The sequence below is a fragment of the Nesterenkonia xinjiangensis genome (genome assembly GCF_013410745.1).
Classification (GTDB): Bacteria; Actinomycetota; Actinomycetes; order Actinomycetales; family Micrococcaceae; genus Nesterenkonia; species Nesterenkonia xinjiangensis.
The window spans coordinates 1,582,018-1,595,075 of sequence record NZ_JACCFY010000001.1 but is presented as its reverse complement, the minus strand read 5'-3'; the positions used below and the strand labels follow the sequence as shown (position 1 = coordinate 1,595,075).

General features: G+C 66.1%; 7 protein-coding genes and 2 tRNA genes. All 9 read right to left on the bottom strand.

Annotation, left to right across the window (positions count from 1 at the left end; translation table 11 throughout):
- Positions 1–10 precede the first annotated feature (10 nt).
- The 9 genes from HNR09_RS07260 to recF all read right to left on the bottom strand — a co-directional run bounded on the left by HNR09_RS07260 (position 11) and on the right by recF (position 13,055).
- Complete coding sequence (locus HNR09_RS07260) at positions 11–4,396, bottom strand: hypothetical protein (protein WP_179541427.1); 4,386 nt, start codon at positions 4,394–4,396, stop codon at positions 11–13.
- 613 nt (positions 4,397–5,009) lie between these two features.
- Positions 5,010–5,082: transfer RNA gene (locus tag HNR09_RS07255), tRNA-Ala, on the bottom strand.
- A gap of 45 nt (positions 5,083–5,127) precedes the next feature.
- A complete protein-coding gene (locus HNR09_RS15945) occupies positions 5,128–5,241 on the bottom strand; it encodes a DLW-39 family protein (protein ID WP_218881899.1) in 114 nt (37 codons plus the stop codon).
- Positions 5,242–5,301: 60 nt separating this feature from the next.
- Positions 5,302–5,375 (bottom strand) — tRNA-Ile (locus tag HNR09_RS07250).
- A gap of 101 nt (positions 5,376–5,476) precedes the next feature.
- Complete coding sequence (locus HNR09_RS16575) at positions 5,477–5,863, bottom strand: DUF3566 domain-containing protein (RefSeq protein ID WP_378937982.1); 387 nt, start codon at positions 5,861–5,863, stop codon at positions 5,477–5,479.
- A 284-nt stretch (positions 5,864–6,147) separates the two neighbouring features.
- Complete coding sequence (gene gyrA, locus HNR09_RS07240; protein ID WP_179541425.1) at positions 6,148–8,775, bottom strand: DNA gyrase subunit A; 2,628 nt, start codon at positions 8,773–8,775, stop codon at positions 6,148–6,150.
- 38 nt (positions 8,776–8,813) lie between these two features.
- Positions 8,814–10,964 (bottom strand): DNA topoisomerase (ATP-hydrolyzing) subunit B, encoded by a 2,151-nt coding sequence (gyrB, locus tag HNR09_RS07235; protein WP_378937986.1) that lies wholly within the window; start codon positions 10,962–10,964, stop codon positions 8,814–8,816.
- Positions 10,965–11,244: 280 nt separating this feature from the next.
- Complete coding sequence (locus HNR09_RS07230) at positions 11,245–11,844, bottom strand: DciA family protein (RefSeq protein WP_179541424.1); 600 nt, start codon at positions 11,842–11,844, stop codon at positions 11,245–11,247.
- Entirely contained in the window at positions 11,841–13,055 is a 1,215-nt protein-coding gene (recF, locus tag HNR09_RS07225; RefSeq protein WP_179541423.1) for a DNA replication/repair protein RecF, read from the bottom strand. Before recF ends, HNR09_RS07230 begins: the two co-directional genes overlap by 4 nt.
- Between the last annotated feature and the right edge of the window lie 3 nt (positions 13,056–13,058).

The window sequence follows — 13,058 nt, the reverse complement described above, 5'->3', positions numbered from 1 at the left end:
TCTCAGCTGATCACTCAGCCGAGGAGCGGTGACTCCGCTTCGCGAAGACCACAGCTGCGCTGCCCAGCAGGAGCGCGAGTGCAGCCAGTGCCGCGAGGAGGCCCCCGTCGACACCGGTGCGGGCAAGATCCGAATCGGGCTTGGCGCCCGGGCCGGTCTTCTTGCCGTCGTCACCAGCCGGGTCGGCAGTGCCGGTGCCCGAGCCGTCCTCGGCGCCGTCTTCATCGGCACCTGCGGCGGCGTCGTCGATCACCAGGAAGGCCACTCCCTGGTCCGGGTAGTCCTCAGCAGTGACCGAGAAGGTGTGAGCACCCACGTCGGCCCCTTCCGGGATCTCCCAGGTGAAGGTGACGTTGCCGTCCTCGTCAGCGACCTCGGTCCCGAGCTCGAGGTGCAGGTTCGAGTTCATGAACCCTTCCACCTCGGTGCCGGGCTCGTAGCCGGAGGCGTAACCGATCTGAGTGTCCCCGTGGGTGAGCACAGGGTGCTCGACGGAGATGCTCAGCATGATCTGGTCAGCCTCGTCATTGACCTTGAAGACGCTCGACGCGCTGACATCCGGGTCGTTGTCATCCGTGGCGGTGACGACCTTGATGCAGGGGACGGTGTCCTCGGGGACGGTCCAGTCCACGGTGAACGTTCCGTCGTCGCCGACCTCGACACCCTCGATGACGCCGATGACATTGCCGTCGGCGTCCGTGATCTCGATCGTGACAGTGGTGCCAGGGGTGAAGCCCTCGCCGCTGACGGTCACGTCCTCACCGGGGTTCACCGCCTGCGGCTCGATCGAGATCGAGGGGTCCTCGACATCGGCGGCCTCATCGGTGACGGCCACGGCAGTCACGTCCCAGATGGTCGGGTCGGACTCGTCAGTGCCGGTGATGACCAGCGCACCGGGGGCGACGCTGTCCGACACCGTCCAGGTGATGGTGAACGTGCCGTCCTGATCCACGGAGACGCCCTCCACGGAGTCGTAGACGTTGCCGTCCACGTCCGAGAAGTCCACGACCACGGTGGAACCGGGGACGTAGCCCTCACCGGTGACGGTGAGGTCCTCGCCGATGTTCACCACGGCGGGCTCAGCGGTGATCGTCGGGTCGACGATCACGCCGTCCTCGTCAGTGACGGTCACGGTGCCGGATGCGTTGACCTCGGGGTCCTCGTCATCCGTGGCCGTGATCGTCAGCTCACCAGGATCGGTGCCCTCAGGCACGGTCCAGTCCACGGTGAAGTTGCCCTCACCATCGACCTCGACACCCTCGATGGTTCCGATCTCGTTGCCATCGGCATCGGTGATGACCACGGTGACCGTGGAGTCAGGCACGAAGCCCTGTCCGTCCACCGTGACGTCCTCGCCCGGGGCGACTTCATCCGGGTGGATGATCAGGCCCGGCTGAACGACGCCGTCCTCATCCGTGACGGTGAGGTGCTCCGTGGCCGTAACCTCGGGGTCCTCGTCATCGGTGGCCGTGATCGGCAGGATGCCCGGCTGGGTGTCCTCAGGGACGGTCCAGTTGATGGTGAAGTTGCCTTCATCGTCAGTGGGCACGTCCTCGATCGTGGCGACAGGGTTGCCGTCCTGGTCAGTGACCTCCACGGTGACCGTGGATCCAGGCACGAAGCCCTCACCAGTGACCGTGGTGGTCTCACCCGGGGCGACAGTGTCGGGGTCCAGGCCGATGGACGGGTCGAACTCGACGCCGTCGTCGGTGCCGTCTTCAACGCCGTCCTCAACGCCGTCCTCAACGCCGTCCTCAACGCCGTCCTCGACACCGTCCTCGACACCGTCCTCAACGCCGTCCTCAACGCCGTCCTCAACGCCGTCCTCGACACCGTCCTCGACACCGTCCTCGACACCGTCCTCAACGCCGTCCTCGACACCGTCCTCGACACCGTCCTCGACACCGTCCTCAACGCCGTCCTCAACGCCGTCCTCAACGCCGTCCTCAACGCCGTCCTCAACGCCGTCCTCGACACCGTCCTCGACACCGTCCTCAACGCCGTCCTCAACGCCGTCCTCAACGCCGTCCTCAACGCCGTCCTCGACACCGTCCTCGACACCGTCCTCAACGCCGTCCTCAACGCCGTCCTCAACGCCGTCCTCGACACCGTCCTCGACACCGTCCTCGACACCGTCCTCAACGCCGTCCTCGACACCGTCCTCAACGCCGTCCTCAACGCCGTCCTCAACGCCGTCCTCGACACCGTCCTCGACACCGTCCTCAACGCCGTCCTCAACGCCGTCCTCGGTGCCGTCGTCGGGCTCAGTGATCACCAGCGGTGCCGAAGCATCCTCACCAGTGGTGTCATCAGTACCAACCACGGTGTAATCGCCCGGCTCAGCGTCCGCAGGAGTCGGCAGCTCAGTGACGAACTCACCGTTCTCATCCGTCGGCACCTCGATCGGGTCACCCACCGGGTTGCCCTCATCGTCGGTGAGCTGCACGGTCGCCGTGGAATCCGGAGTGTAGCCCTCACCAGTCACGGTGGTGGGCTCACCAGCAGGGACCTCCGAGGGGTCCACTGCCACCGACGGGTCGATCTCCACACCGTCGTCGGGCTCAGTGATCACCAGCGACTCGGAGATCTCCTCTCCCGTGGTGTCGTCAGTGGCGACCACGGTGTAGTCACCCGGCTCAGCGTCCGCAGGAGTCGGCAGCTCAGTGACGAACTCACCGTTCTCATCTGTCGGCACCTCGATCGGGTCACCCACCGGGTTGCCCTCATCGTCGGTGAGCTGCACGGTCGCCGTGGAGTCGGGAGTGAACCCGTCACCGGTCACCGTGGTGGAGTCACCAGCAGGAACTTCAGACGGGTCGACGATCAGACCCAGCTCCAGCTCGTCGGAGGCTCCACATGCGTCGATGCGGGCACCGGCGTTGCCGAAGTTCAGACGGGCACCGTCACCCTCGAAGAGCCCGATGCTCAGCGCCGAGACCTCCAGAGACTCCGTCAGCGTGGAGCCGTCCGGAGCCTCGCAGACCTCTTCGACCTGGTGGTTGAGCTGCACGGACACCACAGTGGCCAGCGTCTCGATGAAGGGCTCGAGCGCCTCACGGATCGGCACCGTGATGGCGCCGGTCTTGATGTCTCGGACGAGCAGATCGAAGAGCTCCTGGCCCGCATCTCCGACCAGGAAGTCCCGCACCGGGATCAGCGCGGTCTCGACAAGCGGCTCCACCACCGTGTTGAACGTGGTGGTCAGCGTGGTGCACAGAGCGGCACCACCCACACCGGTGGACTCGCACGTGAACGGCTCCAGCTCGTCACCCATCAGGTTGACGCTCCAGCTGCCGGTCGCAGTGCCCGTAGGCCCACCATCGAGGGTGATCTCGAAGTCCAGCGTGATGCTGCCCAGCGCGCCTTCGACGGCGCCCAGGGTGATGTTGGTGACCTCCTCCATCAGATCGTGGACGGTCTCCGCGATCATCGGATAGATCTCATCATCGATCAGCTCGGTGTTCGGGTTCTGGTTGTTCATCCCGGTGGGCTGATCCGGACGCATCTCGCCAGAGAGCAGCTGGTCCAGGTGCAGTTCGGCGGTCCCGGTGGAGAAGTCCACCGTGAGCACCTCGTTGTTCGTGGTGATCGGTTCAGCCAAGATGGCGGCGAAGATCTCTTCCTGCATCTCCGACGTCACCGTCACGTCCAGGGAGGTGTCTCCCGGCAACGCGTCGATGATGTCCGCCAGGTCCAGGACATCGTTGACCGTCTCTTCTGCGAGGTCATCCATCTCGCCGATGGTGTCGTAGATCATCCCCGCGGCCTCTTCGATGGCCGGGGAGGCGAACAGCACGCTCGCCTCGCCCACACGGTACTGACCCAGACCACCGACGCCGTCCTGGTCGAGGAACTCGCCGTCTTCGGCGATGACCTCGGCGCCACCGGCACCGAACAGCAGGGTCGCCTCGGAGACGATGTCCTCAGTGATGTCGTCCACGCCTGCAGCGCTGAACAGCGAGAGCAGATCGATCTCCGCGGCACCGAAGCCGGCATCGTCACCGTCCAGGGTGACCGATCCGTCACCGGCGGCGATCCCGGAGATCGCCCGGGCATCCAGCGGGCTGGTCGCCTCGGACTCCGAGAGCAGCGCGCCGGCCTGGCCGAAGTCGAGAATCTCGTCCAGCGGCACTTCGATGTTGCCGATCCCGATGAGTTCGTTGCCCAGCAGATCGACGTTCAGCGCCTCATTATTGGGGCCCGGGTCCTCGTCCCAGGCGGCGGTCGTGCGACCGCCACCGGCAAGGCCCTCCCCGAGGAGCGTCGAGTCGACGAGGCTCGCCTCCGACTCCGCGGGGGCCTCAGGATAGTTGTCGACAGCCGCAGCCGCCGGAAGCGCATACGCGCCGACAGAGATCGTCGAAGCCGCGCCTACCGCGAGGGTGCGTTTCAGCACCCCTTTCCAGGGGGAACGCGGCTTCCCCCCACTTGCATGATGCATGGATTCCCCTTGCATGCCGTCCTCTCCGTTCAGGTGGTTGGCGTGAGACCCGCAGGCCGGAGCACAGTCCGGCCAGGTCCCCGTATCAGCCAAGCCAACTGTCAGGGTCATGTCAAGCTGTTCTCCAGGCTCTTAAGAGCACCAAGAAGGCGTGTTTCCTCCAGGGATGAATCCCCAGAATGTGATTCGCCCAAGGTGGTTGCAGACCTGAACGATCGGCGCCTATAGTTGTGTGCGTGTGTGCCTGCCGAGGCAGCCTCGAGGGCCGTCGAACGCATCGATGAAGGCCAGTCACCCGTGATGACGCCGTCCATGCACATCCCCGAGCAGCGACGAAAGAAGCCCGGGATGCCCGGCCACAATCTGAACGATCTCTTTCATGACAATCCGTCGACATCATTCTGAGACCTTCACAGATTCTGTGACCAGCCTGTGAATCTTCAGTGATCGGCCATGTGAAGCGCCTGCAGGAGCCAGGCCGGAGAGGTGTCGAAACCCCACGCGTCCCGCTCCGGAAGATGCAGAAAGCCCCTGGGCCGAAGATCCGACCCAGGGGCTTCCCTGAACGTGGAGGCAAGGGGACTCGAACCCCTAACCCTCTGCTTGCAAAGCAGATGCGCTACCAATTGCGCCATGCCCCCGCGGGAGTGTGAAGTTATGGATGTTGCTTCGTCCTGCCGGACACCTCAGACCGAGTCAGTGGCACCGCGCCATACGCGCCGACCATCCTCAGCCTGTCTCCAGCGCCGGTACCCCAGGATACCGGCGACGAGCAGAGCGGTGACTGCGAGACGTCGCATGAGCTGCTCCTCCCGACTGACCAGCAGTCGTGGATTCGATCGGTGATCCAGGATCAGGAGTGGGCGTACGAGGACTTGAACCTCGGACCTCATCGTTATCAGCGATGCGCTCTAACCGCCTGAGCTATACGCCCTGGAACGCCGTCACCGAGGGATTCAGCCCTTGCGGACCTGTCCTCCTCAGGACGACCACTCCACATTACACCAGCTTCAGAACTGCCTACAAATCGAGAGGTCAGTCATCAGTCAGGGTCACGCCGATGCCGCCGACCAGCGATGCTGAGAGGTTGTACAGGATCGCACCGAGCATGGCCAGCACGGTCAGCAGCACCACGTTGATCACCGCGATGATGGTCGCGAAGGACGCCACCTGCCCCAGAGTCACCATCTGCTCGACCGCGAAGCCCTCACCCTCGGTGCCCAGCACCTGGGCCAGCAGATCGTTCACCCGATCGAAGATGCCTGTCAGGTCCATCACCGACCACAGCATCACCGCGCAGACCACCGTCATGATGCCCAGCGCCACAGAGAGCAGGAAGCTCATCTTCAGCACCGACCATGGATCGACCTTCGAGATCAGGAGCCGAGCCTTGCGCACCTTGGCCTTCGGCGTCGGCCGCACCAGCCCGGCCTGCCTGGCGCCTCCCCGAGGAGCCTGTGGACGGGCCGCACCGCCGGAAGCAGGCCGCGGAGCGGACTGCGGGCGCGCGGGCCCAGACTTCGGGCGCGCGGGCCCAGACTTCGGGCGCGCCGGCGCACTGCCGGACCCCGAGGTCGACCGAGTCGCGGTGATGGTGCCGCTGTCCTCCGCCGACGCGGAGCTCTGGGCACGGGGACGCGGCGCAGGGAAGCGATTCGTCTGACGTGCCGAGGAGGAGCCCGACTGGCTCTCAGGGGTGTTCGCGCTCACTGATGACCTCCATCGCTGTCAGAGTCCAACGCTACTGCATCGATCGGGGCAGAGCCCTCCACCGACTCGACATCGGCCGCTGGTGTCGCGTCCTCGGAGGCCTGGTCCTCCCCGGTGGCAGCCAGGGCCTCCCCCGAGCTGCGGGCCACCTTGATGATCCTGTCCTTGCCACGCGGCTTGGCGAAGATCACACCCATGGTGTCCCTGCCCTTCGAGGGCACGCCCTCCACCGCGGAACGGACGACGTTGCCGGACTGCATAACCACCAGGACCTCATCGTCGTCCTCCACGACCATCGCACCGACCAGATCCCCGCGGTCCTCGACAAGCTTGCCGACCTTGATGCCCAGCCCGCCGCGGCCCTGCACACGGTACTCGTCCACATGTGAGCGCTTCGCGTAGCCGGCCTCAGTGACGACGAAGACATAGGAGTCCTCGGTGACCACGTCGGCGGTGAGCAGCTCGTCATCCCCGCGGAACTTCATGCCGGTCACCCCCGAGGTCGCCCGGCCCATCGGCCGCAGCGCCTCATCAGTGGCGGTGAAGCGCAGAGACTGTCCTCGCCGGGACACCAACATCAGGTCGTCCTCGGAGGAGATCAGCTTCGCCGACACGAGCTCATCATCGTCGCGCAGATTGATCGCGATCACGCCGGCCTGCCGGGGAGAGTCATAGTCCGTCAGTGGCGTCTTCTTGACCAGACCATTGCGGGTGGCCAGCACGAGGTGAGGAGCATCCTCATAGCTGCGCAGCGGCAGCACCCCGGCGATGGTCTCGTCCGGCTGGAAGGCCACGATGTTCGCCACATGCTGGCCCTTGGAGTCGCGGCCCGACTCCATCAGGTCATAGCACTTGGTGCGATACACCCGCCCGAGGTTGGTGAAGAACAGGATCCAATGATGCGTGGTGGTCACGAAGAAGTGCTCGACGATGTCGTCCGCGCGCAGCTGCGCCCCCCGCACGCCCTTGCCCCCGCGGTTCTGCGCCCGGTAGTTGTCGATCCGGGTCCGCTTGACGTAGCCGTCGCGGGTGATGGAGACGACCACGTCCTCCTCGGGGATGAGGTCCTCCATCGACATGTCCCCGTCATAGCCGCGCACGATGTGGGTGCGTCGATCATCACCGTGCTTGTCCACGATCCCGTCGAGCTCGTCGGAGATGATCTGGCGCTGCCGCACCTCATCACCGAGGATCTCCTTGAACTCGGCGATCCGCAGCATCAGTTCGTCGTACTCCTGCTGGAGACGCTGGCGCTCCAGCGCAGCCAGCTTGCGCAGCTGCATGTCCAGGATCGCCTGTGCCTGATCGTCATCGATGTCCAGCAGCGCCTTCAGGTTCTGGCGCGCAGCCTCCACCGTGGAGGACTCGCGGATCGTCGAGATCACCCGATCCAGATCATCGAGAGCCTTCAGCAGACCCACCTTGATGTGCGCCTCGGCCTCGGCCTTCGCCAGCCGGAACTGGGTCCGCCGGACGATGACGTCGATCTGATGCGTCACCCAGTGATGGACGAAGGCGTCCAGGCTCAGCGTGCGCGGGACGCCGTCGACCAGCGCCAGCATGTTCGCCGAGAAGTTCTCCTGCAGCTGGGTGTGCTTGTACAGGTTGTTGAGCACGACCTTCGCCACGGCATCTCGCTTCAGCACCACCACCAGACGCTGACCGGTGCGACCCGAAGACTCATCCCGCAGGTCCGCGATGCCGCCGACCTTGCCGTCCTTGACCAGTTGGGCGATCTTGATCGCCAGATTGTCCGGATTGGCGTGGTACGGCAGCTCGGTGACCACCAGGCAGGTGCGGCCCTGCAGCTCCTCGACGCTGACCACCGCGCGCATGGTGATCGAGCCACGGCCCGTGCGATAGGCGTCCTCGATGCCCCGGGTGCCCAGGATCTGCGCCCCGGTGGGGAAGTCAGGGCCCTTGATCCGCTCCAGCAGCGCCTCCAGCAGCTGCTCCCGGGAGGCCTCCGGATGCTGCAGGTACCACTTGACCCCGTCCGCGACTTCGCGGAGGTTGTGCGGCGGAATATTGGTGGCCATGCCGACGGCGATGCCGGAGGAGCCATTGACCAGCAGATTCGGGAACCGGGACGGCAGGACGACCGGCTCCTGCTGCTTGCCGTCGTAGTTGTCCTGGAAGTCGACCGTGTTCTCATTGATGTCCCGGACCATCTCCATGGCCAGCTGGGCCATCTTGGTCTCGGTGTATCGGGGAGCCGCCGGGCCGTCGTTGCCAGGGTTGCCGAAGTTCCCCTGGCCGGTGGCCAGCGGGTAGCGCATCACCCAGTCCTGGATCAGGCGCGCCAGGGCGTCGTAGATCGCCGAGTCGCCGTGCGGGTGATAGTTGCCCATCACATCGCCGACCACGCGGGCGCACTTGTTGAAGGAGCGCTCCGGGCGGTAGCCGCCGTCGTACATCGCATAGAGGACACGGCGGTGGACCGGCTTCAGACCGTCTCGGACGTCCGGCAGCGCGCGGCCCACGATCACGGCCATCGCATAGTCCAGGTAGGACCGCTTCATCTCCGTCTGCAGGTCCACGGGCCGGATCCGGTCGGTCAGCACGGCTCCTTCGACGCCCTCCTCAGGCTGCGGCTGCTCAGGGTTCTCGGTGTTGTCGCTCACGTGTGGTGCTCTCCCTTGGGAAGGTGACGATCAGACGATCAGATGTCGAGGAAGCGGACGTCCTTGGCGTTCTGCTGGATGAATCCGCGTCGGGACTCGACGTCCTCTCCCATCAGGATGGAGAAGATCTCGTCGGCGGCGGCGGCGTCGTCCATGGACACCTGCAGCAGGGTGCGGTGCTGCGGGTCCATGGTGGTGTCCCAGAGCTCCCCGTAGTCCATCTCGCCCAGACCCTTGTACCGCTGGATGCCCAGGTCCTTGGGCAGCCTCCGGCCGGCTGAGAGGCCGTCCTTCAGCGCCTGGTCCCGCTCAGCGTCGGTGAAGACATAGTCATGCGGAGCGTTGGACCACTTCAGCCTGTACAGCGGAGGCTGCGCCAGGTAGACGTAGCCGTGCTCGATGAGAGGCCGCATGTAGCGGAACAGCAGGGTCAGCATCAGTGTGGAGATGTGCTGACCATCGACGTCGGCATCGGCCATCAGCACGATCTTGTGGTACCGGAGCTTCGCGATGTCGAAGTCCTCGCCGATGCCCGTGCCGAAGGCGGTGATCATCGACTGGATCTCCTGATTGCCCAACGCCTTGTCCAGGCGGGCACGCTCCACGTTGAGGATCTTGCCGCGCAGCGGCAGGATCGCCTGCGTCTCCGGGTCCCGGCCGCGCTTGGCCGAACCGCCGGCGGAGTCACCCTCGACCAGGTAGACCTCGCAGCGCGAAGGGTCCTTCGAGGAGCAGTCGGCCAGCTTGCCGGGCATGCCCAGCGTCTCCAGAGGCGACTTGCGCCGGGCGTTCTCCCGAGCCTTCCGGGCCGCCATACGAGCCTGCGCCGCCGACTGGGCCTTGCGCACGATGTCTCGGGCCGAGCTGGGGTTGCGCTCCAGCCAGTCGCCGAGATGCTCGTTGACGACCTTGTGCACGAAGGCCCGAGCCTCCGTGTTGCCCAGCTTGGTCTTGGTCTGTCCCTCGAACTGCGGCTCCGAGAGCTTCACCGAGATCACCGCGGTGAGTCCCTCCCGGATGTCCTCACCGGTGAGGTTGTCGTCCTTCTCACGCAGGATCTGCTTCTCCCGCGCATAGCGGTTGATCAGACCGGTCATCGCCGCGCGGAAGCCCTCCTCGTGGGTGCCGCCCTCATGGGTGTTGATCGTGTTCGCATAGGTGTGCACCGACTCCGAGTACGTCGTGGTCCACTGCATGGCCAGCTCGGCGGTGATGCCACGCTCGTCATCGTCGGACTCGAAGGCGATCACGTCCTCGTGGACGTTCTCGGCCTTCTTCGCGGAGTTCAGATGATTCACGTAGTCCAGCAGCCCGTGGTCGTACTGATAGACGACGACACGGCCTGCGTGGGTCTCAGCCACGGCTTCGGCGCCCTCGCCCGGCTCCGCGGGGACGGCCTCGCCGTCGGCGAGCTCCGCCTCGGCGTCATCGCCCTCGACGATCTCGTCCGAGACGACCTGGTTCCGCTCGATGCTGCGCTCATCGGCCAACGTGATGCGCAGTCCCTTGTTCAGGAAGGCCATCTGCTGGAAGCGCGCCCGCAGAGTCTCGAAGTCGAACTCGATGCTCTCGAAGATGGTCGGGTCCGGGTAGAAGACCTGCGTGGTCCCGGTCTCCTCAGTGGGCTCGCCGCGCGTGAGCTCCGTGATGGGCTTGCCGCCGTGAGCGAAGGAGATCGACCACTCATGGCCCTGGCGTCTCACCGTGGTGTCCACCCGGGCCGAGAGCGCGTTGACCACCGAGATGCCGACCCCGTGCAGACCGCCGGAGACCGCATAGCCTCCGCCGCCGAACTTGCCGCCGGCGTGGAGGATCGTCATCACGACCTCCACCGTCGGCCTGCCTTCGGAGGGGTGCATGTCCACCGGAATGCCGCGGCCGTCATCGGTGACGCGCACGCCGCCGTCATCCTGCAGAGTGATCTCGATGTGGGAGCAGTGGCCGGCCAGGGCTTCATCCACCGAGTTGTCCACGACCTCGTAGACCAGGTGGTGCAGCCCCCGCTCGCCGGTGGAGCCGATGTACATCCCCGGACGTTTGCGGACAGCCTCGAGGCCTTCCAGGACGGTGATGTCCGAGGCGCCATATCCTCCGGACTGCGCCGGGATGGCTGGTGATCCCGACTGCGCGGGGGCCGGCTGTTCAGGCTTCTCAGCGGCGGACGGGAGGGTGTTGTCTTCCGAGGTCACGGGCTCTGCCGTCTCCTTTATCACCAGGGGTGCGGCCGCGTGTGCGGCCGGGTCATGACACGAACTGACCCGAGAACCACGTGCGCTCGGGTCAAGGCTCCATTCTACCGCTTCATCGGCTGAAATCCCGATTCTCCCGATGAGCCGCGTCCTGCGAAATCGCCGCATAAGGGCACCGAGGGCCAGTGGGACGCCCTGGCGGGTCCTCGGATGAGGCCCCGTTCCACCCACAGCCCCTGGACGCGGCAGGAGCGCATCTAGGACCTCCGGAGTCGCCGGATCAGCCGTAGGTGTCCCGGGGACCCGGCCCACGGACCGACCATCGGCCTTTCTTCCAGCTCGGCGCCTGCGGCCCACGGATGCGCAGACCGGTCACGATTCCCCGCCCGAGCTCCCGGGTGAACATCTCCATCAGCTGCGGCTGCATGAGCTTGAGATTGGTGGCCCATGCGGTGGAGTCACAGGCGACGTCGACCACTCCGTTCTCGAAACGCTCCGGCCGGCAGTGAGCGGCCACCTGCTCCCCCACCAGCTGGTCCCAGCGGGCGATGACGGATCCGACCGCCACCGGGGAGGACCAGCCGCGGGTGCTGATCAGCCCACCGACCACCGAACCCAGCAGACTGGGATCACGGCGATCGACGGAGCTCTTCCCGGACGCCTTCTGCCTGGGTGCGGCAGGCTTCCGAGGATCCCCGGCCAAGGAGGAGCCGCGCGGCACGCCTCGCATCCGATGCTCACCGCGTGCTTCGGCGGCCCGGCGCATACGTGCCAGCACCAGTGAGGCGGCGTCCTCGGCCTCATGGACCGGAACGCCGTCGGGACTGGGCTCGACCTCCGGCTGATCCTGGTCTCCCGTGCCCGCACGCGCAGCACTCATGATCCGTCCTCGGGGGTCTCGAGCATGCTGACCCGGCTCAGCTGGTCCTCGGACTCCACACGCAGGGCATGCTGCAGCAGCGACTCAGGGACGTCGTCGTCGACGGCGGCCGTGATGATCAGCTGCTCGGCCTCTCCGGCCAGCTCGGCCAGGCGCCGACGTCGGCGCGCGTCCAGCTCGGCGAAGACGTCGTCGAGGATCAGTATCGGACGGGCCCCGTCCGCCGAGTCGTCCTCGACCATGGTGCGGTAGGCCGCCAGCCGCAGCGCCAGCGCGAAGGACCAGGTCTCCCCATGGGAGGCGAAGCCCTTCACCGGAACCTCGTCGAGGCTGAAGCCGATGTCATCACGATGGGGACCCACCAGGGTCTGGGCACGATCACGCTCCTCACGGCGCGCCCCCTCGAGGCCCTGCCGCAGCAGCTCCGCGAGCTGCCCGCGATCAGCAGACTCCAGGGGGCAGAGATCATCCGCGGCGGTGCCAGGGTCACCCGAGGCACCCGGTCCCTGGCCCTCAAGCCCGGTCTCATAGCGCAGCCGGGCCGTGCGCACACTGCCGGAGAGCTGCTGATAGGCCTCCGCCACGTGGGGCCGCAGCGCGCCGAGGACCTCCAGGCGTGCCTGGAGCAGCCGGGAGCCCGCGTCGGCGAGCTGATGGTCCCAGACTGCCAGGGTGGACTCGTGAGTGGTAGTGAAGCCCTCATGCCGGATGGACTTCAGCAGGGCGTTGCGCTGGCGCAGCACCTTGTCATAGTCGAGTCGGACGCGCCCGAGGGCTGGACGCAGCTGCACGGCCAGGTCGTCGAAGAGCCGGCGCCGCACCCCGGGAGCCCCCTTGATCAGCTCCAGGTCCTCCGGAGCGAAGAGCACCGTGCGCAAGATGCCGAGGATCTCGGTGGACCGTACGGCACCTCCCCGATTGATCCGAGCCCGATTGCTGCGGCCGGGGTTGATCTCCAGCTCGAGCATCGCCTCCTGGGAACCACGGTGGGCCTGTGCGCGGATGATCGCCTGTGACCGTCCATGGCGCACCAGCGGCGCATCATGGGTCACCCGATGCGATCCGAGCGTGGACAGGTAGCCGATAGCCTCAGCGATGTTGGTCTTCCCGACCCCGTTGAACCCCAGGAGGACATTGGGGCCGGGGTGGAGGGTCAGCTCGACGTCGGCGTAGCTGCGGAAATCGTTCAGGGTGAGGGTGGAGAGCCGCATGGC

Bases quoted from the DNA above. Each gene is read 5' to 3' on its own strand.
- HNR09_RS15945 (WP_218881899.1), bottom strand. From the start codon at position 5,241: ATGCGACGTCTCGCAGTCACCGCTCTGCTCGTCGCCGGTATCCTGGGG.
- HNR09_RS07230 (WP_179541424.1), bottom strand. From the start codon at position 11,844: ATGAGTGCTGCGCGTGCGGGCACGGGAGACCAGGATCAGCCGGAGGTC.
- recF (WP_179541423.1), bottom strand. From the start codon at position 13,055: ATGCGGCTCTCCACCCTCACCCTGAACGATTTCCGCAGCTACGCCGAC.